Origin of the sequence: Oceanospirillum beijerinckii DSM 7166, assembly GCF_000422425.1 — a bacterium.
Lineage (GTDB): Bacteria > Pseudomonadota > Gammaproteobacteria > Pseudomonadales > Halomonadaceae > Oceanospirillum > Oceanospirillum beijerinckii.
This window is the reverse complement of the sequence record NZ_AULT01000036.1, coordinates 32,885-55,747: the sequence shown is the minus strand read 5'-3', so window position 1 is coordinate 55,747 and position 22,863 is coordinate 32,885. Positions and strand designations below refer to the sequence as shown.

The window sequence follows — 22,863 nt, the reverse complement described above, 5'->3', positions numbered from 1 at the left end:
TGGCTTCTGGTCATTGTGCCGTCATTGAAACTCATTACAATATGCTGCGCAGGCGAGGTAGAGTTAAAACAATTGGGCCGGAAGAGAGAGTAAGAATTTTGCGAGTCATCAGAAAATATGCCAACCGTCGGTTGTATGATACTTCAGAAAGTCGCTATGTCACTTTGGAAGATATCAAGCTGCTGGTCATTAATAAGGAAGAGTTTCGGGTTGAAGACTCGAAAAGTGGTGACGATTTAACCCGCAATATCTTATTGCAGATTATTACCGAGCAGGAAAACACCTCGACCGGAGGCAGTAATCCTATGTTCAGCAATCAGGTGCTGCAACAACTGATCCGTTTCTACGGTGACAGTATGCAGGGCACCATGAGCAATTACCTGGAAGAAAGCATTAATACCTTCCTGGAACAACAGAAAGCGCTGCGTGATCAGATGCAGAATGCCATGACCAGTAACCCTATGACCACCAATCCTATGGAGCTGATGCGTCGTGTGGCTGAGCAGAATATGAAGCTGTGGCAGAGCTTCCAGCCTAAGAATGGTAAAGACGACGAGCATTAATTCCTGAGCTTGCGCCGATGAGGGGCTTGAGGATGATACGGATCTTTTCGTATCAGGAGTAGCGTTTAATGTCATCGTCTTGTCACAATGTATAATGCAAAAACCAGCCTGATGGCTGGTTTTTTTTCGCCTTCAAAAATCTTAATAATCAGCTGGTTACAGAGGTTTTTAGATTTATGCTGCATTTGCGAATAAAAAGTATTTGACAGTCTTTTGTGCAGTGCACTATATTTCTCTATAACAACTTTGTGCAGTGCAGTATTTAACGGTGATTCGAGAGAATCCAGGAGGCAGTGATGAACTTTTTTGATCAATGGGTAGCAGAGTGTCAGAAAGTGGCGAAGACTTTTACAGAAGCCACTGATTGGCAAGCTTATGAGTCCACTGGTGCTCTGGTGGCCGGTGAAGCCAAGCTGGCTGAAAAAGCAGTTCAGCAGCAAGCACGCTTCTACGCTGACAGTGCCGACCAGATCAGCCAGCATTGTCTGGCGATGGTGAAAAAGACAGATCTGGCTAACATTGCTGAGTCTAACTACAGCTTCTTCTGTGAGCAGCAGATTCGTGTGTCTAACCTGTATCTGAGTGCTCTGGACCTGGCTTCTGAAGCTAAGGGGCTGGTTGATCAGCACGTAAACAAAGCTTTTACTCGCTAAGAATCTTGTTGTTCTTACTCTTCTTGTGAGTAGTGCCCTGCCGGTGATTTACTGGCAAATTTGAGCTTTTTGTCTGTTCTAACTCCCTCCCTCTGCCAGACAGAAAGCAACCCCGGTGTTTTGCACCGGGGTTTTTTTGTATCTGTAGCTTTATCTTTGACGGGCTTTTCGGCTTGTTACAGAGCACTTTTATACTGGACGTTTACTTCTTTTATCCTTATTTATGTATGAACTATGCTGAAGGAAAAGAGCATCGAATATTATGAGATTTCAGCAACGAGTAATGGGATTGCTTAAGCACCCGGAAATGAAGCTGTTTGTAGTGACCGTGATCTTTTTGGCGATCTCCTGGCCGGTCTTTAATCAGGATCGTTTGCCGCTGCAGACAAGCTTTTTATTGATTTCCGGTATCTGGCTGCTTACGGTTGCGATGTTGTTTCTGATGCGTCGTGAGTAGATTTTTGAGTCGATAGTGTAAAGTCAAGACATTGAAGACACATTGAATAACCCGGTATTTTGCAGCAGGGTTACGTACCTGCCAAAAGTGTTAAAGAAAACCTGAAGAAAATGCCGCCTACGGGAGCAGAGGCTATATGATCGACAGTGGGTTGTTATTTGTATCTCTGGCTGCTTATTTGATCTTTTTATTGGCGATCGCCTGGTGGGGTGGTCGCTCAGAGGAGCAAACACGTTTTGTCAGTCTGACCCGTAGCCGCTGGGTATATACCCTATCGTTATCGGTGTACTGCACCTCCTGGACATTTTACGGTATTGTCGGCAGCGCATCGTTGGCTGGCTGGATGTATCTGTCGATCTTCTGGGGCTCCATTCTGGCTTTTTTCTTTAGCTCAATACTGCTAAGGCGCATGATTGCAGTAAAAAACCTATATCGGGTGACCAGTATCGCGGACTTTCTATCCGCACGTTACTTTCGCTCCCAAAGTATTGCAGCCTTGGTCACTGTGATGGCTCTGGTGGGCGTTACACCTTATATTGCACTGCAGCTTAAAGCGATCAATAACAGTTTTGCTATGATCAGTGCGCAGGGAGACAGTACGCTACAGAGTTTTAATGCTTGGGTGCCGGTGCTCAGCGCCGGTTTTATGGTGCTGTTTACGATCGCTTTTGGTTTACGCCATTTGGATACCACGGAACGCCACCCAGGTGTGACCCTGGCTATGGCGGTTGAGAGCCTGATTAAACTGGCGGCATTTGTCTGTGCTGGTTTATTGGTCGTGTTCGGTTTGTTTGATGGCTTTTCTGATCTGTTTGAACAAGCGGAAAAGCTGCGCCAAAGTGATGAGCGTATGGCCGGTTACCTGTCGGCTCCTACCTTTGTCAGCTGGGTGTGCTATCTGCTGGTTTCAGCGTCGGCGATCTTTTTTCTACCCCGGCAATTTCACCTGGCGGTAGTAGAAAATGCCAACCCTAATCATGTGCGTACTGCACAATGGGGCTTACCGCTCTATCTGTTTTTGATTCTTCTGTTTGTGATTCCAATCAGTCTGGGTGGTTTGATTCTGGGCTATGAGCCAACCGATGGGGACACCTTTGTTTTACAGCTGCCGCTACAGTCTGACAGTCCCTGGTTGTCGCTATTTGTGTTTATCGGTGGCTTCTCTGCCGCTATGGGTATGATTATTATCAGTGCCATGAGCATGTCGGTGATGCTGACCAACCATCTGATTCTACCTGTGCTGGAGTTGATCCCCGCATTTAAAAAACTGCGCCGTCATCTGCTGAAGCTACGTTGGCTGGCTGTCGCATTTTTCCTTTATATCAGCTTTCAGTTTAATACCCATGTTGGCGATTCCTATATGTTGGCCAGTATGGGTATCCTCTCTTTTGTCGCGGTATTGCAGTTTGCTCCGGCTGCGTTGGGTGGTTTGTTTTGGCGTAAAGCCAGTCGAGCGGGAGCTTTGGCGGGGCTGTTGCTGGGATTTATGGTGTGGTGTTATACCTTGCTGTTGCCAGCATTGATCAAAAGTGATTGGTTGTCATTGGATTGGCTGGAAGCCGGGCCTGGCGGTAACCCATGGCTTCACCCTGAGTCACTGTTTGGGTTATCGGGATTGGATACGATCAGTCATGGTGTAATCTGGACATTGATATTTAATATCACAGCCTTCCTTATTGTGTCCCTTCTCGTGCCGGGCCGTCACGAGGAAAAAGAGTACAACCGGGAGTTTGAAGAGGTTTTGCGCAACGAGGTTACTGACAAACCGGTGTTTGAGTTACCCCATAATATCTTCTTACCTAATAAGGTGATTCAGGTACGGGAGGTACTGGAAGAGTACTTGTCTCATCAGGAAGCAGTGGACCTGCTTCATCGGGCGTTGGAAGAGAAAGGATTAAAGGATCAGAGCTACGGCACTTTGTTGGATCTGAATCTGCTACAAAAAGAGATCAGTCATCGTTTGTCGGGCTCTATCGGTGCGGCAGCCGCTCATCGGGCTATTGATCGGGCAGCTTTTATCAATCCTGCTGAGCGGGAGTCAATCCGTAATCTGTACTCTGATCTTCTAAATGAACTGAATATCTCTCCCCATGAGCTGCAGGCTAAGGTCAGTTACTACCAGGAGCGGGAGAAACTGATTGTGAGTCACTCTGAGCAGCAGGCGGAAACAATTCGCTTATTACAGGATCAGATTCAGCAGCGCGAACAGGCGGAGCAGGACAGGTTTGAGATGGAAAGTCGTCTGCAATCTATTCTTGATCACGCGCCGTCGGTGATCTATCTAAAAGATCTGGAGGGGCGCTATTTACTTGTCAATAAACAGTTTTTAAGCATATTCAATCGCACTCTGGATCAGGTCATTGGGAAAGATGACTTTGCGTTGTTTTCGCAAGAATCTGCTCAGGCTTTTCAGAAGAATGATCAGGAAGTGATTACATTAGGTCGCCCTCTGGAGAGCGAGGAGGTCGCTGAGCATAAGGATGGTGTGCATACCTATATGTCCATGAAGTTTCCGATTTTTGATCAGGAGGGCAATACCATCGCTTCCGGCGGGATTTCCACGGATATCTCGGATCGCAAAGCGGCAGAAGAACGCTTGAGAACCTTCAATCAGGAGTTGGAAGCACGGGTACAGGAAAGAACCCAAAGCCTGCAAACCAGTAACGAAGCGCTGCAAAATACATTGAAAAATCTGAAGACGACTCAGGATCAACTGATTCAGTCAGAGAAGATGGCATCCTTAGGAGGGCTGGTGGCGGGTGTTGCTCATGAGATTAATACCCCTGTAGGTATAGGGGTTACCGCGGCGTCTTCTTTGTTGAAAGAAACCGAGCAATTGATGGAAAAAATGGCCGATGAAATGCTGACTCGTAGTGATCTGGAAAACTATCTTGCGATAGTGGGTGAGAGCAGTCAACTGGTCTTGAGTAATCTGGAAAAAGCGGCGGAGTTGGTGCGGACTTTCAAGTTGGTGGCTGTAGACCAGTCGGTAGAAGATATGCGCAGTTTTATGTTGCTGGAATATGTTAAGGATATCCTCTTTTCCCTGAAGCCAGCCTTAAGTCAAGCACAGGTGAAGGTCGATATAGACTGCACATCTGAAATTCTAATGCACAGTTACCCGGGCTCGCTATCACAGATCTTTACTAATCTGACGATGAATGCGCTGAAACACGGATTTGATCCTCATCAGGCGGAGAAGAAGATCCAGATTTGTATTCGTATGTTAGATGAGGATCAAGTTGAGGTGGTGTTCTCTGATAATGGTCGGGGCGTAGCGGCTGACCTGCTCAATAAAATGTTTGAACCTTTTGTCACTACCGCCCGGGGTCAGGGGGGCAGTGGTTTAGGTGCTCATATTGTTTATAACCAGGTTACCCGTAAGCTCCATGGCACGATTCAGGCCAGTAGTGAGCCTGGCCAGGGATTGACTCTGCGTATGAGCTGGCCAAGAGATATTCGTGAAACCATAGATCCTGCGATTTAAGGATAGTGAAGCCTTTAACCCTTTGAGTATTTGTATGTTTTCCTTCACTTATTCTGTCTTTGTTTGACCTATATTGCTTATTACATAGCGTCTGGACATAAGTAATGCACTAGCGTCAGGTGCTATCTGGCGCAGTTTTTGCGATAATATGCGGCAAATTTTTTAGTGTGCTGGTATCCGGTGGGTTTAATTAATCCTCTGATCGGCAGACAGTACGTCAACTTTACAAGTGAGATGAAACAAAGATGAGGGTTTTAGTCATCGGTAGTGGTGGTCGTGAACACGCTCTGGCATGGAAAGCAGCTCAGTCTGCACAGGTGACTCAGGTGTTTGTGGCACCGGGTAACGCGGGTACTGCGATTGAGCCAAAACTGGAAAATGTAGCGCTTGACGTACTGGACTTCGATGGTCTGGTTGCTTTTGCCAAAGACAATCAGGTCGAGCTGACCATTGTTGGTCCTGAAGCCCCTCTGGTTGAGGGTGTGGTGGATCGTTTCCAGCAAGAAGGTCTGGCGATCTTTGGTCCTTCTGCGGGTGCTGCTCAGCTGGAAGGTTCTAAAGCCTTTACGAAAGATTTCCTGGCTCGTCAGAAGATCCCGACGGCGGAATACCAGAACTTTACTGAAATTGAGCCTGCGCTTGAGTATCTGCGTGAGAAGGGTGCGCCTATCGTCGTTAAGGCGGACGGCCTGGCAGCAGGTAAAGGCGTAATCGTTGCGATGACGCTGGAAGAAGCGGAAGACGCGGTTAAAGATATGCTGGCAGGTAACGCCTTTGGTGATGCCGGTAGCCGTGTGGTGATCGAAGAGTTCCTGGATGGTGAAGAAGCCAGCTTTATTGTGATGGTTGACGGTAAAAATGTGCTGCCAATGGCCACCAGTCAGGATCACAAGCGTGTTGGTGATAAAGATACGGGCCCTAACACTGGTGGTATGGGCGCATATTCTCCAGCACCTGTGGTCACCCAGGAAATCCATGACCGCATTATGGCAGAAGTGATTATGCCGACGGTTGAAGGTATGGCCGCTGAAGGTAATGATTACACTGGCTTCCTGTATGCTGGTCTGATGATCATGGCTGACGGTACGCCTAAAGTGATCGAATATAACTGCCGTTTCGGTGATCCTGAAACTCAGCCGATCATGCTGCGTCTGAAGTCTGATCTGGTTAGCCTATGTCAGGCTGCTCTGGCCGGTGAGCTGGATAAAGCCGAAGCGGAATGGGATCAGCGCCAGTCTCTGGGTGTGGTTCTGGCTGCGGGTGGCTACCCTGGCGATTACAACAAGGGTGATGTGATCTCTGGTCTGCCGGAAGAAACGGAAGGTCTGAAAGTATTCCATGCCGGTACTAAACTGGTGGACGGCCAGGTAACGACCCATGGTGGTCGTGTACTGTGTGCTACTGCTTTGGGCAATACTGTTGGTGAAGCGCAGGCGAATGCTTACAAACTGGCTGAGCAGATCAGCTGGGAAGGCATGCTCTACCGTAGCGATATCGGCTACCGTGCCATTGCCCGTGAGCAGGGTGAATAAATTTCTCAGTTGTTAACATTTGCTTGAAATGCGATTCAAAATGATAGAAAAGCCCTTTACTGGACTTGTGCGTCGCAGAAAAAAGATTGTCTATTGAGTCAGTTTCAGTTTATCTTAGCTGAAAACGGCAAAACAGATTGATCGCTTTTTGACGCATTTTGGCCGCTAATCGTTAGCATATCAGTGATAAAGCCGGAGTTTTACTCCGGCTTTATTGTTTATCGGGTATCGCGGTTGATCTGGCGTGAGAGGGGCTGTTTTCAGGCCGGTTCAGGCATCGCTTACCGGCTCAGACATCGCTAAATAGAGTAGAAGTGATGGAATGAACAGAGGTAGCTAAACAGAAGTAGCTACGTAAAAGTATCTAAACAAAAGCGGTGTCTGCAACATACGACGGTGTTGATCTTATAACCTGATACTAAGGGTTAATTTATCAACAGGTTTTTGTTTAGGTATTTAGATTAAGGAGATTAAATATGGCTCGTGTACGTATTGAGTACCCACAAGAGCAGACCTTTTTTCATCATGAGATGGCCCTACGTATTACTGACCTGAACTACGGTAATCATCTGGCTCATGATACTCTGATTTCCCTGATTCATGATGCCAGAGCCCAGCTATTTATCAGTCATGGGCATAAAGAGATTGATGTCGACGGTAATGGTACAGGTGTGGTGGTGGCGGATCTGGCCATTAGCTATCGTGCCGAGGTGTTCTACCCGGATACGTTGACCATTGAGATCGCCTTTGATGAGATGTCTCGTAAGGGTTGTGATCTGGTCTATCGTGTGACTAAGGCATCTGATGGTGGTCTGGTGGCCGTAGCAAAAACCGGCATTGTTTTCTTCGATTACAATGAGCGCAAAGCGGCGTTTGTGCCTGAAGAATTTAAGCAGATGATTGCTGAAGTACAGCCTGTGGTTCAGGCGTAATGGGTTCTCTGAGGTAAGTTTATGTCCAGAGAGTATCCTATTATTGCGGTGACCGGATCATCCGGTGCCGGTACGACAACCGTTAAAGACGCGTTTGCCCGTATGTTTCACCGTGAACAGATCGCAGCGGCCTTTGTGCACGGCGATAGTTTTCATCGTTACTCCCGTGCAGAGATGAAGCGTATCCTGCTGGAAGAGCCGGAGCGTAAACGTTCAATCAGCCACTTTGCCGTTGAGGCCAACCTGTTGGATGAGCTGGAAACGCTGTTCAGCAGCTATGCTGAGACGGGCTCTGGCACTTATCGCCACTATATCCATGCCGAAGATAAAGAGATGGTTGAGCAGGGATATCAGGTGGGTACCTTTACACCTTGGGAAGACCTTCCCGAAGGTACGGACCTGTTGTTCTATGAAGGCCTGCATGGTGGTTTGGTAACAGAGGCACACGATCTGGCCCAGTATTCGGATCTGTTGATTGGTATCGCGCCGACGATTAACCTGGAATGGATTCAGAAAATTGACCGGGATACCAAGCTCAGAGGCTATTCGCAGGAGGCGGTGGTTGATTCGATTCATAGCCGTATGTCGGATTATATTCAGTATATCGTCCCTCAGTTCAGCCGCACCCATATCAACTTTCAGCGCGTACCCACGGTTGATACATCCAACCCGTTTATTGTGCAGGATGTTCCTTCCAGCGATGAGAGTATGGTGGTTATCCGCTTTAAGGATAAAGCCAGTGTCGACTTTCCTTATCTGTTGGCGATGATCAAGGACTCGTTTGTGACCCGGCCGGATACCTTGGTGGTGCCCGGTGCGAAAATGGGTTTGGCCATGGAGCTGATTTTAACGCCCCGTATTCTTGAACTGCTGGAAAATCGCCGTTTTCGTTAGATTCTAAGTCACTCTGCATCTAGCTTGATGCAAACCTGATAACAAGAAGTGGAAGAAAACTATGGACTGTCTGTTTTGTAAAATTATTGCGCGGGAGATTCCTGCGGATATCGTATTTGAAGATGATGATGTGCTGGCATTCCGGGACATTGACCCTAAAGCACCGGAGCATATCCTGATTATTCCTAAGCGCCATATTGCGACCCTGAATGACCTGCAGGAAGAGGATTGTGCTTTGGTGGGGCGTCTGCAGTTTACCGCCCAGAAGATTGCCAAAGAACTGGGTATGGCGGAAGAGGGTTATCGTGTGGTGATGAACTGCAACGAAGCCGGTGGACAGACGGTTTATCATATTCATATGCACCTACTGGGTGGCCGTTCTATGACCTGGCCTCCGGGTTAATACGTGAAGCGTTATGTTAATGACCTGATCGGTTATTGATGCAAATCAGCGGGCTTCTTCGGAAGCCCGTTTTTGTTAGCGATTCGTGGGATTATCGTCATAAAGAATGAACAGGAATATCAGAAAACCGTCATAAAATGAGTGGATACTTGTTCGCAGTCGCACAATAATACAGACTAATATATAGAAATAGATCAGTTAATTGGGAATAGTGAACCATGGATCAAGTTATTCGTGAAATTCTGGTGCCGGATGCACCACGAGTTGAAGATCATCATCATGAGCAATTGAATGCTTTTTTAGAGCAGGCCAAAGAATACGATCCTATTCCAACAGCAGTGGTTCATCCTGCTGATGGCAATAGTCTTCTGGGTGCAGTGGAAGCCGCTGAAGAAGGTTTGATTATTCCTTATCTGGTGGGACCTGAAGCACGTATCCGTGCTATCGCTGAAGAGTGTGATGTTGATATCAGCAACTACACCATTATCCCTACCGCCCACAGCCATGAATCAGCTGAGCTGTCTGCCAAAATGGCTAAGAACGGCGAAGTACACGCGCTGATGAAGGGGAGTTTGGGTTCCTCTGAGCTGCTAAGCGCCATTCTGGATAAAAGTGCTGGTCTGCGGACTGAGTTTCGTCTGAGCCATGTCTTTGTGATGGATGTGCCGAGCTATCACAAGACACTGATTGTTACCGATGCGGCGATTAATGTGGCACCGGATCTGATCACTAAGCGCGATATCGCCCAGAATGCGATTTACTGTGCTCAGGCTTTGGGCATTGAACAGCCAAAAGTGGCGATTCTGGCCGCGGTTGAGAAGGTTAAGCCAAGTATGCAGAGTACGCTGGATGCGGCAGCCCTGTGTAAGATGGCGGATCGTAAACAGATCAAAGGTGGTCTGTTGGATGGCCCACTGGCATTTGATAATGCGATTTCAGCCGAGGCCGCCCGTGATAAGGGGATCGACTCAGAAGTGAGTGGTGATGTGGATATCCTGTTGGTGCCCGATCTTGAATCCGGTAATATTCTGGCCAAACAGCTACAGTACCTGGCGGGAGCCAAGTCTGCAGGTATCGTACTGGGTGCCAAGGTACCTGTGATTCTGACCAGTCGTGCGGCAAAACCTCTGGAACGTTTAAGCTCCTGCGCGGTCGCATCATTAGTCGCTCATAAACAGGGGTTAACCGTATGAACTCTATCCTGATTGTTAATGCGGGCTCTTCCAGCCTGAAATGTTCTGTCTTTGATGAGTTTGATGGCGATATCCGTCAGCACTTTCGCGTTAAGGTCGCTAATCTGTCCGGTCCGGCTCGTCTGGAGATCTATGATCACAGCGAAAAAGTCGATGGTATTCTGGTGGATAAGATGCAGCTTTCTGCTGAAGAGCTGGATGTGGCACACAGTCAGGCTCATCATCAGGCGCTGTCTGTGGTACTGAACTGGCTGGATCGCAATACCAAGTTCCGTATTACCCAGGTGGGCCACCGCGTGGTGCACGGCGGTGATTACTACTCAGAACCTGTTGTGATCACTGATGAGGTGATGGAGAAGCTGGAAACGCTGATTCCACTGGCACCACTGCATCAGCCCTATAACTTAAAGCTGATCGATGTGTGTAAGGAAGTCTTGCCGGGTCTGCCTCAGGTTGCTTGTTTTGATACCGCTTTCCATAGCACGATTCCCGATGTAGCCCGTAATTTTGCCATTCCCCGTGCCCTGACCCGTGAAGGTGTGCGTCGTTATGGTTTCCATGGCCTGTCTTATCAGTATATCCACAGTAAACTGAGTGAACTGGACTCTGCTGTGGCTGCCAGCCGTGCGGTTGTGGCTCACCTGGGGGCGGGTGCCAGTATGTGCGCCATCGACAACGGTGAAAGTATCGCCTCGACTATGGGCTTTACTGCCCTGGACGGCCTGCCAATGGGAAGCCGTAGTGGTCAGATCGACCCAGGTGTTCTGCTCTATCTTATGCGTGAGCATAAGATGGATGTGGATGCGATCGAAGGCCTGTTGTACAAAAAGAGTGGTTGGTTGGGCGTTTCAGGTGGTCTGAGCAGCGACATGCTGACACTGCATAAAGAGAACACCGAGCATGCCCGTGAAGCGATCGATATGTTTGTCTATCGTATTGCCCGTGAAACCGGCTCTCTGGCGGCCTCTATGGGCGGTATGGATACCTTTGTTTTCACCGGTGGTGTCGGTGAGAATGACGCTGAGATCCGGGCTCAGGTGGCTCATCAGAATGAGTGGCTGGGAATGAAGTTAGATGCGGCCCGTAATGAAGCCAATGAATACCTGATCAGTGCCGATGACAGTAAGGTGAAAGTGTTTGCGATTCCGACCAACGAAGAGCTGATGATAGCCCGTCATACCAGCCGCCTGCTGCGTTAATGCAGGATTGATAAGGCGGCTGTTACAGGTCGCCTTATCATCGTTTTCCAGCCGTTTGTTTCTACGAATCTTTTTGCTCTTCCTTTAGATTTTTTCCGGTAGTTTTATCCGTTGTAAAGCGCCGGGTTAGCCCTTAAAACACCCTGTTGGATGGTCAAAGACCGCTTCGTCTGCCAGTGATGTTGATATGGCTCACAGCACAGCAAAAAAAGTGCTTTCAACCGTAGCCTGATCCCGGTGCATTGGTTACCATGCCATTAGAAATTACCGAGGTTGTTATGAAAAGTACACGTCAACATACCCCCCTGGATCGTTTGCTGATCAGTGCCGATACTGTACTGCGTACATTGGTGCCTGGTGCAGCTGAACCATACCGGCCTTCCCCTGCCCGTCAGGAAGAAGAGTTGGATATGACCCCCGCTGAGCAAAAACATGCGGCAGGTTTAATGCGTATTAACCATACCGGTGAAGTGTGTGCACAGGCGTTGTATCAGGGGCAGGCGTTGACGGCTCAACTGCCGGAAGTGCGTGAACAGATGGATCATGCGGCAAAAGAAGAGATAGATCACCTGGCATGGTGTGAACAGCGTATTCGTCAGCTGGGCAGTCGCCCGAGTCTGTTGAATCCTGTGTTTTATGGTTTGTCATTTGGTATTGGTGCTGCAGCGGGTGCAGCCGGTGATAAATACAGCCTGGGCTTTGTTGCGGCTACTGAGCAACAGGTATGTAAACACCTGGATGATCATATGCAGCATCTGCCGTATAACGACAAAAAGAGCCGGGCGATTCTGGAGCAGATGTATATCGATGAAGAGCAGCATGCGGATCAGGCTTTGGCTGCCGGTGGTATACGCTTTCCTGTGCCCGTTAAAATGGCTATGAAAGTGATGTCCAAGGTGATGACCAAGTCGGTTTACCGTATCTGAATCGGGTACCAGGTCAGAAGTTTGACTTGGATTTATTAACCCTGAGTATCGTAATGTTTTTTTATGTTTCCTGTTGCGATGAAGGGTTACAATAGTTAACATTGAACGCAAGTTTCTTGGGATTGGTGCTCGGGGAGTTGGGCACCTAAAGGATTTGACCCTTCTTGATTGGAGTTAGACGCGATGAACGCATCTTCTGATAGTATGCTTAAGGACTTTTTAACCAGCTACGCTTCCCTTTCTTTCAAACATCACTTTATTGTTTCCAGTATTATTATCAGTGCGATTGGCTTATTGAAGTTATTGATTAGCCAAAGTGCACCGGATGGTATCTGGTGGCAGGCATTAAGCACGATGAATCTGTTTCTGGTGATTACTGTGCTGATGTATGGTGCGATTATTTTCTCACAGATTATGGCTGCGGTTTGTGCACAGGTGATGCAGGTTATTATGCCTGGTGATAATGCCATCGCTGCAGGTTCTGTCATTGGTGTAACGCTGTCGGCTGTTGCCATGTTCTTTATGGCGCCTATCCTGCTGGATCTGATCTGGCGTTAATCGGATAGGTGTTAGAGGAATGCCGATAGATTAATGGTCGGTTATTCCGAAACAAAAAAGCCACACATCTGTGTGGCTTTTTTGTGCCTGATTAAAAATCGGACATTGCTATCTTATGACGTAAGTCAGCTTTTAGAAACAGGTCAGCCGATGTTGCGGGAGTAGAAAATCTCCAGCATCTCTTTACGCAAACGGGCTTCAATATCGGCGGCTTCTTCAAAAGTCAGCTTATTCTTATCAATACCAAACAGATAGTTATCCAGGTTGAAATCCTTCAGCAGCATCTTGGTGTGGAACATATTCTCTTGATATACGTTCACATCAATCATCTGATAATCTTTTTTGGTATCTTCAGACAGGTAGTCCTGAATCGAGGTGATCTCGTGATCAATAAAGAGCTTACGACCGGATTCATCACGGGTAAAACCGCGTACACGGTAATCCATAGTCACAATATCAGAGTCAAAGCTATGGATCAGATAGTTCAGCGCTTTCAGCGGTGAGATCATGCCACAGGTGGAGACATCGATGTCCAGACGGAATGTACTGATCCCACCGTCTGGGTGACTTTCCGGGTAGGTATGTACTGTCACGTGACTCTTGTCCAGGTGTGCCACGACTGTTTCCGGCAGAGGGCCTGGACCAACGGAATTGCCTGTTTCAGCATCGCTGTCAGTTAGCTCATGCTCAGCAATCAGGATGGTCACACTGGCACCGTGAGGATCATAATCCTGACGGGAGATATTCAGCACGTGAGCACCAATAATATTGGTCACATCCTTCAGAATCTGCGTCAAACGCTCGGCGTTATAAAGTTCATCGATATAATCGATGTACTCTTCACGTTGCTGTTCTGTTTTGGCATAACAGATATCGTAAATATTAAAACTCAGGGAGCTGGTTAGGTTGTTAAAGCCATGAAGCCTGATTTTATCCTTCACGCCCGACACCTCGCGCACACAAATTCGAAAAAACCTACTAACCTTAGGGGTTAGTCCCATGATAAAGGCGCGTATTATGCCTATATTTAACGCCTAATGCACACCAAAAATGAGCGCAATTTACGCATGTCTGATGCGACAGTTTTGCGCTACTTTCTTCCGCTTAGCAAGGATGATTTTACAGCGCGATAATTTCATAATCGTGGCTGATTTCTACTCCGCCTGCCGCAAGCATGATAGATGCGGAACAGTACTTCTCTGCGGACATTTCAACGGCGCGTTTAACCTGACTTTCTTTTAGATTACGGCCGGTAATCACAAAGTGTAGATGAATCTTAGTGAATACTGCAGGTACGGAATCCGCACGCTCAGCTTCCACTTCGGCTTTACAATCCACTACATCCTGACGGGACTTCTGCAAAATGGTCAGTACATCAAAGGAGCTGCAGGAGCCCAGACCCATCAGCAGCAGTTCCATCGGGCGAGGACCGGTATTGCGTCCACCATTGTCAGGTGCACCATCCACAATAATGGCATGACCGGAACCGGATTCTGCTACAAACTGTACGCCGTCTGTCCATTTAACAGTGCTTTTCATCGATTTATTGACTCCAGGTTGGGAATTAAAATATCCAAGCGTTTACAATACAGGCAAGAAATATGGACGATCTCCCTTTGACCTGCAAGCTTTAAGCAGAGAAATAGGTCATATGGTGCATTGGGGACGGAAAAGGAATAGGTGACAATGGCGCTTTTCTGTGTAAATGTGTTCAACTTCAAGTAAGTTCTTACTTCTGGATTTAAAGGTATAGATAGGTATGTTACCCGTTCAAAAAAGGGAGATTCCTGGCTTAGAGGGGTTTTTAGCGCTCAGTCACCGCAGAAAATTTCCTAAGCGTTCAACTGTGATCAGTGCCGGAGCAGAGAGTAACTCTATTCTTTATCTGGTCAAAGGTTCGGTCACTGTGTCTATTGAAGATGAAGATGGACATGAGATGGTGATCGCTTACCTTAATGAAGGCTCTTTCTTTGGTGAAATGGGTTTGTTTGATGAAGAGTCTCGTAGCGCTTGGGTTAAAGCCAAGACAGAGTGTGAAGTGGCTGAAGTGAGTTGTACGCGTTTCAAAGAGCTGATTGAAATGGATACTCGTCTGATGTACGCCCTGGGTAAGCAACTTTCTGAGCGTTTGCGTAAGACTACGATTAAGGTAGGCGACCTGGCATTTATGGATGTGACGGGGCGTGTTGCACGAACTCTGTTGGAGCTGTGTCAGGAACCGGATGCAATGACTCATCCTGACGGCATGCAGATTAAAGTGACGCGTCAAGAGATTGCCCGGATTGTAGGCTGTTCCCGTGAAATGGTAGGCCGTGTACTGAAGGATCTGGAAGAACAAGGCTTGGTAACCGCCTCTGGTAAAACCATGGTGGTTTACGGTACTCGTTAGATCTTAGCTATATATAGGCAGAGATAAGTAAGGTATACAAAGAGCCGCATAGTGCGGCTTTTCTTTTTAATCGGGTATGACCGCCTCTTAAGCTCATTGATTTGAGGTCATGTTTACCCTCATTCATTCTCGAGTGGTAGCTTCTGAACTTTCAGTAGCTCAGTATAATTCTCTGCAGGTACCGGTCGACTGAAATAGTAGCCCTGGAACTGTTTACAGCCCAGCTGTAGCAGCTGCTCCATAACCTCAGCATCTTCCACGCCCTCAGCAATGGTGTCCATCTGGAGATGAGTCGCCATAGCGATAACCGTTTTTGTAATTGCTCTGTCGTTGCTATCGGTCAGGAGGTCGACCACGAAAGATTTATCAATCTTCAGTTGATCAATCGGCATACGTTTCAGGTATTTTAATGATGAGTAACCGGTACCAAAGTCATCAATGGAAAGTGCAATACCCATTCCGCGAATGACTTCCATTTTAGCAATGGTGTTGTCCAAATTACTGATCAGAACACTTTCTGTCAGCTCAAGCTCAAGTTGATTTGGGTCAATACCGGTTGATTGCACAACATCGGTAAGCTGTTCGATAAAACTGCTATGTTCAAATTGGCGGGCACTGATATTAATAGCCAGACGGAAGTTATCAGGACACAGTTTGGACTTTTGCCATTTGGCGAGCTGGCTGCAGGCGTTATGCATTACCCATTTACCGATGGGCAATATCAGGCCGGTCTCTTCTGCCAGTGGGATAAACTGATCGGGTGGAATAAATCCTTGTTCCGGATGCTGCCAGCGTAGCAGTGCCTCAGCGCCAATAATCTGGAAATTATGATCTACCTGCGGCTGATAATGCAGGTAAAGTTCATTATTCTGCATCGATGTATGCAACGCTTTTTCCATCTCTAGATGTTGATCGGCCAGCAGTTGCATACTTGGACGATAGAAGTGAAAGGTATTGCGGCCACCGGATTTAGCCCTGTACAAGGCTGTATCCGCTTGCTTTAGAATACTTTTAGCATCCAGATTGGAATCAGGGAACAGACGAATACCGATACTGGCAGAAATATGCAGAGCATGTTCACCGACATGAATTGGTTCGGCCAGGCTTTCTAATATACGTGTGGTAATGCGACGGGCATTCAGTGCGGCTGGTTCCATACGGGCAGCCAGTTCAGGTAAAATGACCACGAACTCATCACCTCCCAAACGGGCTACTGTATCCTCTTCGCGCATCATCTCTTTTAAGCGATCCGCAATCTCAATCAGCAGCTCATCACCCACATCATGTCCAAGGGAATCATTGATATTTTTAAAGCGATCCAGGTCCATAAACAGTAATGCACTATGCTGCTCGTGACGGGCACTTTGTGCCAGCACTTGATTCAGACGATCCAGAAACAGGCTGCGGTTTGGCAGGCCCGTTAGGGAATCGTAATAGGCCAGGTGATGAATTTTGGCTTCATGGGATTTTCTCAGAGAAATATCCCGGGCCAATGCCAGAATGTAATGACTGCCACCTAACTCGATATGACGGGCTTTTACCTCCACTGGAATCTGAGAGCCCCGCTTACTGATCATCAGTCCCTCGATGGATACATCTTGTTTTTGCAGTAGCTGGGTTTTGATATTCAGAAATGAGTTTTCCCGATCCTGATCCAGAAACAGTTCATGGAAGCTCATTCCGATTAGTTCTTTTTTATCGTATTCCAGGGCGTTGAAGGCCTGATAGTTAGCATTGAAGATAGAGAAATCTTCCTTAAAAATCAGCAAGATATCGCCAATGCTGTTCATCACGTCACGATTAAACTGTTCGCTGCCACGCAGGGCTTTTTCTGCCTGATTGCGGGACGCCCACAATTCATTAAAACTATCAACCAGAAAGCCCAGCTCATCATCTTTGTGATTATACAGATTGGGTAGCTGTTGATCGCCGGTATGGTCTTCCCGCAGTTTATTTAAGCCAGTCGATAGTTGAGTCAGAGGACGGCTGATCAGGACATGGAACACATAGAGAAGGCAAATGGCCAATAACAGATTACGCAGGAAACCTGTGCCGATAATTACGGTCGCACGATCAATAATATCAATAGCGACTGCTTCAGGATCGGTTTCTACGATAAGTGTACCCACAGGGTGTTGCTCGTAGACTGTGGTCAGAGGGATTGCAAAGGATTGGCGCTGCTCTTGAATAAAGAAGCTCAGGCTATCACTGCCCTCTTTTACCAGGCGGTCGGAAGAGGCCAGAATGGTATTGTCGTCCAGACGAATCTCGGCATAGAGGATATAGGTGTGATTAATTAAGCCACCCACGACACGTTGTGCCAGATCTTTATCAATATTATAGGCGGCTTGTACCGCAGACTCTTCGACGAGATGGATGACCTGTTCCACCTTGTCATTCATACTGATACGGCTGTGCTGGATATCCAATGAGATCTGGATACCACTGAATAACAGGCCTAACGCGACAGCAACCAGTACGCTTGCTTTAGCCTGTTTAAAAGAAATTCGATTGCGTAGCGCAGACTTTTTCAAGGCTCAATCCATTAAAAATCGGTCTGTTGTTTTCAGAATAAACACTCCACTTTGCATTTAATGGTCTTCAGCCATTTGTTGCAAGTGCTTTCCTTATCTTTTGCCTTTTTATCGTAATCTGGACAAAAGTGCTGGAATTTTTTCTGACTCGCGATAAAAGGATACAACGGCTTTTGTCAGCCATATCACTTTTGTTATGTTATCGTTTCAATTGTGTAGTTTAAGTGTAGTGGCAATAGTAACAAGGGTGCTGATGCTCATTCATATTACACCCTGCCTTGATAGCGTTGGGGGTGAAGCTTTCAGCATTTAAGGTGAATGTTTTTGATTTCCCCTAATATAACACCAAAATGGTCAGCCGCGAACGGTTGAAAGGGCGCTGTAGGGTTTGTTATAGAGTGTGGCAGTATTGGGTCATATGTTGTCGTGGTAATATGGCCTGCACTAGAGGCGAAGCCACATTACCCGTTGATTTTTTAAGTAGCTAATGTCTGGAGTGACTACTCAATAAACAGTTCTGCCAGCTTTTCACCGGGGTCGTCGGCACGCATAAAGGCTTCTCCAACGAGGAAGCTGTTTACTTCATGCTGGCGCATTGCTTCTACATCATCCCGATTCAGGATGCCACTTTCGGTGACTATGATGCGATCTTCAGGGATCTGCTCCAGCAGATCAAAAGTGGTTTGCAGGCTCACTTCAAAGGTGTGGAGGTTTCGATTGTTAATGCCAATCATACGGTTTGGCAGCTTCAGTGCACGGTGTAGCTCGGCTTCATCATGCACTTCGATCAGTACATCCATATCCAGCTCATGAGCCAGGAGATTCAGCTCCAGCATCACATCATCTTCCAGGCAGGCGGCAATCAGCAGAATGCAGTCGGCACCGATGGCGCGTGCTTCATACACCTGATAAGGATCAACAATAAAGTCCTTGCGGATCACAGGCAGATCACATGCCCCACGGGCTTGTTTCAGATACTCTTCATGGCCCTGGAAAAAATCACGGTCAGTCAGTACAGACAGGCAGCTGGCCCCGCCTTCCTGATAGCTGATGGCTATCTCTGCGGGATCAAAGTGTTCACGCAGAACACCTTTGCTGGGTGAGGCTTTTTTTATTTCAGCAATGACAGCAGAGCGACCTTCACGCAGACTGCGAGCCAGAGCATCAGCAAAGCCTCTGGGAGTATCTTTATTGGCCAGCGCCTGATCGCGTACCATCTCCAGAGATACGGTTTGCTTACGCTCTTTGATCTCTTCCCATTTGCGGTCGACAATTTTTTTTAGAATGGTGGGTGTGTTCACAAACAGCTCCTAGGCAAAAACATCAGTAAAACTGGACAGTTCTTTCATCTTCTCACCGGCCAGTCCAGTGCCGATGGCATCCTGGGCCATTTCGACCCCTTCTTTAATACTACTGGCAATATCGGCGGCATAGAGAGCGGCACCGGCATTTAGCGCGATAATATCTGCCGCTTTTTGAGACTCAGGGGTGCTCTGTTTGCCCAGTGCATCCTTGATTAGCGCAAGGGATTGTTCTGCTCCCTGAATATCCAAACCGACCAGGCTCTGGCTTTCCAGGCCGACATCTTCCGGGTGGATATCGTATTCTTTAATCTCTCCATCTTTCAGTTCAGCAACATGGGTACTGGTCGCCAAACTGAACTCATCCAGGCCGTCTTTGGCATGAACAACCAGCACATGTTTGCTACCAAGATTACGGAGCACTTCGGCTAAAGGGCGGCACAGGGTTTGGGCAAAGACACCAATGACCTGGTGCTTGACTCCCGCTGGGTTGGTTAGAGGGCCCAGCATATTAAACAGGGTGCGCATACCCAGCTCTTTACGTGGGCCGATAGCATGCTTCATAGCGTTATGATGCATAGGTGCAAACATAAAGCCGACACCCACTTCGCTGATGCAGCGACCAATCTGTTCTGGGTTCAGCTCAAGGTTGATACCAGCGGCTTCCAGTAAGTCAGCACTGCCACTGGTTGAGGATACCGAACGGTTTCCGTGTTTAGCGACCTTTCCACCCGCTGCGGCGATGACAAAGGAGCCTGCGGTAGACACATTGAACAGGTTGGAGCCGTCACCACCTGTTCCGCAGGTATCGACAGCATTTTCCAGATCAATGGTCACCGGCGTGGCTAGTTCACGCATGACCTCAACGGCGGCTGTAATTTCATCAATGGATTCGCTTTTCATGCGTAATGCCACCAGAAATGCACCAATCTGAGCATCTGTGCATTGGCCGGTCATGATTTGACGCATTACACCGTGCATTTCTTCCCGGCTTAAATCCAGTCGTTCAACAACCTTATTCAGGGCCTGCTGAATATTCATTCCTGTGTCCTCTGCTAACTACTGAACTGCTCTGTGACAGTTTGTTTTGGAATGCCTGGCATTCCCCTCTGTTCTTGTTTGCATCTAGGGCAGTGCCAATCACGATTGGCCTGGGATGCTGAGTACCCTGGCGCATGTTGCCAGTACTATAAATGACGTTGTAAGAAATTGTTTAACATATCATGGCCGTGCTGGGTGAGTATTGATTCAGGGTGGAACTGTACGCCTTCAATGGGCAGTGTCTTATGTTTTAAGCCCATAATTTCATCCAGCTCACCGTCGTGTGTTTCAGTCCAGGCGGTGACTTCAAGGCAGTCCGGCAGTGTTTGCTGTTTGACGACCAGTGAGTGATAGCGGGTAGCCGTAAATGGCAGCGTTAGCCCCTGAAACACACCTTGATGGTTATGGTAGACAGGTGAGGTTTTACCGTGCATGACCTCTTTGGCACGAATGATATCACCGCCAAACGCCTGGGCAATGCTCTGGTGCCCGAGGCATATGCCCAGAATAGGAATCCGTCCTGCAAAGTACTCAATAGCCGCCAGAGAGATACCCGCTTCATTGGGAGTACATGGGCCGGGAGAGATCACCAGCTGCTTGGGCTGTAGTGCTTCAATCTGTTCCAGTGTGATCTCATCGTTTCGATAGACCTGAACATCGGCACCCAGTTCCAGTAAATAATGTACGACGTTAAAGGTAAAAGAGTCGTAATTGTCGATCATCAATAACATAAGTGATGTAACTTTTTGATTGATAAGAGGTTATGTCTACGGCGGTTATTGTTTACCCACGTTTTACCCACTTAGGCCCGCCTTTAAACCAGCTCGTCCAAAGAATCCACGACCAGATCTGGATCGCATTCCTGTACCGGTTTACCGTGGTCATAACCATAAGTCACCGCGATGGTTTTAAACCCTGCATTTTTACCGGCGTTGATATCCGTAATGGAGTCGCCAATCATCACGCCATGCTGTGCAGCGATATTCAGTTGTTCACAAGCGTGCAGCAGCGGCAGACCGGATGGCTTTTTCTCACTTAAAGAGTCACCGCCCAGGACAAGATCAAAATAGTGTTCCAGATTCAGCTCCTGCAGAATCTCAGGTACAAACTGATAGGGTTTATTGGTGATCAGAACCATCGGTATTTGTTTGGCTTTGGCGGTATCCAGCAAAGCAAAGATACCGTCGTAACACACCGTCTTTTCACCTTTACAGGCCTGATAGTGTTTTAGAAACAGAGTATGAGCTTGCTGAAGGGTCTCATCTTCATCAGCAATCTGCTGATCACCAGAGATGTTATTCGTCAGTGCACGCTTTACCAGTGCCAGAGAGCCATTCCCCACCCATTGACGTACCGAGGCTTCACCGGCTTCTGCCCGTTGCAGATCCAGTAGCATCTTATCCACAGCGCTGGCCAGGTCAGGTACCGAGTCGATTAAGGTTCCATCCAGGTCAAAGGCCAGCAGTTGGGCGTTTTCAATCAGTGGGTGTAACGCAGTATTCAAGGTGATGCCCTCTTATCTCGGTTTACGTACCTGTTTGGTCTGAGTAGCCCAAAAACAACAAACCGGATCAGGCAAGTGATCCGGTTTGCTGGTTGAGCTTGATGGTAGCATTGTACTAGTACGTTGATACAGTATTTTTTACCGAGACTATGGTTTTACCTGTGCCAGCTCGGCACGCATGGCATCAATGGTTGTCTTGTAATCATCGGTATTAAAGATGGCGGAACCGGCAACAAAAGTATCTGCACCCGCTTCAGCGATCTCGCGGATGTTCTGAATACCCACACCACCGTCGATCTCCAGGCGGATATCCAGGCCACTATCATCGATGATCTTGCGTGCCTGACGCAGTTTATCCAGCGTGCCTGGGATAAACTTCTGTCCACCAAAGCCAGGATTTACAGACATCAGCAGTACCATGTCTACTTTGTCCAATACGTAGTCCAGATAGTGCAGCGGTGTCGCCGGGTTAAATACCAGGCCAGACTTGCAGCCTCCGTCGCGAATAATCTGTAGAGAACGATCAATATGATCAGACGCTTCCGGGTGGAAGGTGATCCAGCTGGCACCGGCATCAATAAAATCACCAATCATACGATCAACCGGAGACACCATCAGGTGGACATCAATCGGTGCGGTTACACCGTGATTACGCAGCGCCTTACAGACCATAGGGCCAATGGTCAGATTAGGAACATAGTGATTGTCCATCACATCAAAGTGCACAATATCGGCTCCGGCCTGCAGTACGTTGTCAACTTCTTCACCCAGACGGGCAAAGTCGGCAGATAGAATGGATGGTGCAATTTTAAAATCTGACATCAGACTCTCTCATCAATTTGTGATCGCAGTGGTCTCTACCCGAGAGGGATAAGTACAATGACCGAACTGGCATCGATACCCAGATAAAAAGTGTGGCAGAGGGTGGCACTTTTCGTAGAAACTTCGGGTTCAGGTGACGGCATTTTACCCAATGCCTGCAGTAACGCCTAGTCAGTTCTGAGCAAAAAACGGATAAGGCCAAGAGTTTCAACGCGGCTCTGTATGACATGTTGCGCATTGAAAAATACTTGAGAGTACAAGGATGGGTGGCAATCAGGTTTAGTCGCCAGCTATGACGATGTATATTGACTAGAGAAGTTTGGTTGTCATTGCAATCAGGCTATGCTGTCTGACACTGTTTCTTGATGAGGGCAAGTGGAGTCTGGTCAGATTCACCTTGGCCGGGTTTGTTGTGCAATAAATCATATGGAAGAGAGAGATGAAACGACTGACGTCCATGGTGAAATGTTTTTCT

The 22,863-nt window shown here is 47.7% G+C and carries 21 protein-coding genes; 13 read left to right on the top strand and 8 right to left on the bottom strand.

The genetic code is table 11. The features are described from left to right. The first annotated feature begins 98 nt into the window (after window positions 1-98). The 12 genes from phaR to H579_RS0111965 all read left to right on the top strand — a co-directional run bounded on the left by phaR (window position 99) and on the right by H579_RS0111965 (window position 12,797). Window positions 99-563, top strand: coding sequence for a polyhydroxyalkanoate synthesis repressor PhaR (gene phaR, locus H579_RS25425; protein ID WP_084624086.1), 465 nt, complete (start codon window positions 99-101; stop codon window positions 561-563). Window positions 564-859: 296 nt separating this feature from the next. After that, window positions 860-1,216 (top strand): hypothetical protein, encoded by a 357-nt coding sequence (locus H579_RS0112015; protein WP_028300887.1) that lies wholly within the window; start codon window positions 860-862, stop codon window positions 1,214-1,216. 262 nt (window positions 1,217-1,478) lie between these two features. After that, window positions 1,479-1,673, top strand: coding sequence for a hypothetical protein (locus H579_RS29130; protein ID WP_157834611.1), 195 nt, complete (start codon window positions 1,479-1,481; stop codon window positions 1,671-1,673). Window positions 1,674-1,809: 136 nt separating this feature from the next. Further along, window positions 1,810-5,160 carry an ATP-binding protein gene (locus tag H579_RS27900; RefSeq protein ID WP_051227564.1) on the top strand — a complete coding sequence of 1,117 codons (3,351 nt, stop codon included), beginning with the start codon at window positions 1,810-1,812 and terminating at the stop codon, window positions 5,158-5,160. Between the two features lie 245 nt (window positions 5,161-5,405). Continuing rightward, window positions 5,406-6,692: a phosphoribosylamine--glycine ligase gene (gene purD, locus H579_RS0112000; protein ID WP_028300886.1), complete on the top strand. Its 1,287-nt coding sequence runs from the start codon at window positions 5,406-5,408 to the stop codon at window positions 6,690-6,692. A 476-nt stretch (window positions 6,693-7,168) separates the two neighbouring features. Next, window positions 7,169-7,624 (top strand): acyl-CoA thioesterase, encoded by a 456-nt coding sequence (locus tag H579_RS0111995; RefSeq protein WP_028300885.1) that lies wholly within the window; start codon window positions 7,169-7,171, stop codon window positions 7,622-7,624. A gap of 21 nt (window positions 7,625-7,645) precedes the next feature. Then, the gene (locus H579_RS0111990; protein WP_028300884.1) at window positions 7,646-8,518 is read left to right on the top strand and encodes a phosphoribulokinase; all 873 of its coding nucleotides are present in this window, start codon (window positions 7,646-7,648) and stop codon (window positions 8,516-8,518) included. A 61-nt stretch (window positions 8,519-8,579) separates the two neighbouring features. After that, window positions 8,580-8,921, top strand: coding sequence for a histidine triad nucleotide-binding protein (locus tag H579_RS0111985; RefSeq protein ID WP_028300883.1), 342 nt, complete (start codon window positions 8,580-8,582; stop codon window positions 8,919-8,921). A 218-nt stretch (window positions 8,922-9,139) separates the two neighbouring features. Then, on the top strand, window positions 9,140-10,114 hold the full coding sequence (locus H579_RS0111980; protein ID WP_036566181.1) for a bifunctional enoyl-CoA hydratase/phosphate acetyltransferase: 975 nt from the start codon (window positions 9,140-9,142) through the stop codon (window positions 10,112-10,114). Further along, window positions 10,111-11,313 (top strand): acetate/propionate family kinase, encoded by a 1,203-nt coding sequence (locus H579_RS0111975; RefSeq protein ID WP_028300881.1) that lies wholly within the window; start codon window positions 10,111-10,113, stop codon window positions 11,311-11,313. Before H579_RS0111980 ends, H579_RS0111975 begins: the two co-directional genes overlap by 4 nt. Before the next feature lie 278 nt (window positions 11,314-11,591). Further along, entirely contained in the window at window positions 11,592-12,239 is a 648-nt protein-coding gene (gene coq7 / locus H579_RS0111970; protein WP_028300880.1) for a 2-polyprenyl-3-methyl-6-methoxy-1,4-benzoquinone monooxygenase, read from the top strand. Between the two features lie 183 nt (window positions 12,240-12,422). Further along, entirely contained in the window at window positions 12,423-12,797 is a 375-nt protein-coding gene (locus tag H579_RS0111965; RefSeq protein ID WP_028300879.1) for a hypothetical protein, read from the top strand. Window positions 12,798-12,940: 143 nt separating this feature from the next. Here the strand turns inward: H579_RS0111965 and speD are convergent, their stop codons facing one another. Then, complete coding sequence (gene speD / locus H579_RS0111960; RefSeq protein WP_028300878.1) at window positions 12,941-13,738, bottom strand: adenosylmethionine decarboxylase; 798 nt, start codon at window positions 13,736-13,738, stop codon at window positions 12,941-12,943. A gap of 178 nt (window positions 13,739-13,916) precedes the next feature. Continuing rightward, window positions 13,917-14,336 carry an OsmC family protein gene (locus H579_RS0111955; protein ID WP_028300877.1) on the bottom strand — a complete coding sequence of 140 codons (420 nt, stop codon included), beginning with the start codon at window positions 14,334-14,336 and terminating at the stop codon, window positions 13,917-13,919. A 220-nt stretch (window positions 14,337-14,556) separates the two neighbouring features. On the opposite strand from H579_RS0111955, the gene crp reads away from it, so the two are divergent. Further along, window positions 14,557-15,186 (top strand): cAMP-activated global transcriptional regulator CRP, encoded by a 630-nt coding sequence (gene crp / locus H579_RS0111950; protein WP_028300876.1) that lies wholly within the window; start codon window positions 14,557-14,559, stop codon window positions 15,184-15,186. Window positions 15,187-15,305: 119 nt separating this feature from the next. Here the strand turns inward: crp and H579_RS0111945 are convergent, their stop codons facing one another. The 6 genes from H579_RS0111945 to rpe form a co-directional block, all read right to left on the bottom strand. Further along, window positions 15,306-17,720 (bottom strand): putative bifunctional diguanylate cyclase/phosphodiesterase, encoded by a 2,415-nt coding sequence (locus tag H579_RS0111945; protein WP_028300875.1) that lies wholly within the window; start codon window positions 17,718-17,720, stop codon window positions 15,306-15,308. Between the two features lie 500 nt (window positions 17,721-18,220). Next, the gene (gene trpC / locus H579_RS0111940) at window positions 18,221-19,027 is read right to left on the bottom strand and encodes an indole-3-glycerol phosphate synthase TrpC (protein ID WP_211224712.1); all 807 of its coding nucleotides are present in this window, start codon (window positions 19,025-19,027) and stop codon (window positions 18,221-18,223) included. A gap of 3 nt (window positions 19,028-19,030) precedes the next feature. Then, window positions 19,031-20,062, bottom strand: coding sequence for an anthranilate phosphoribosyltransferase (gene trpD / locus H579_RS0111935; protein WP_028300873.1), 1,032 nt, complete (start codon window positions 20,060-20,062; stop codon window positions 19,031-19,033). 146 nt (window positions 20,063-20,208) lie between these two features. Continuing rightward, window positions 20,209-20,793 carry an anthranilate synthase component II gene (locus H579_RS0111930; protein WP_028300872.1) on the bottom strand — a complete coding sequence of 195 codons (585 nt, stop codon included), beginning with the start codon at window positions 20,791-20,793 and terminating at the stop codon, window positions 20,209-20,211. A gap of 83 nt (window positions 20,794-20,876) precedes the next feature. Beyond that, on the bottom strand, window positions 20,877-21,566 hold the full coding sequence (locus tag H579_RS0111925; RefSeq protein ID WP_084624085.1) for a phosphoglycolate phosphatase: 690 nt from the start codon (window positions 21,564-21,566) through the stop codon (window positions 20,877-20,879). A 147-nt stretch (window positions 21,567-21,713) separates the two neighbouring features. Beyond that, the gene (rpe, locus tag H579_RS0111920) at window positions 21,714-22,388 is read right to left on the bottom strand and encodes a ribulose-phosphate 3-epimerase (protein ID WP_028300870.1); all 675 of its coding nucleotides are present in this window, start codon (window positions 22,386-22,388) and stop codon (window positions 21,714-21,716) included. Window positions 22,389-22,863: the final 475 nt, after the last annotated feature.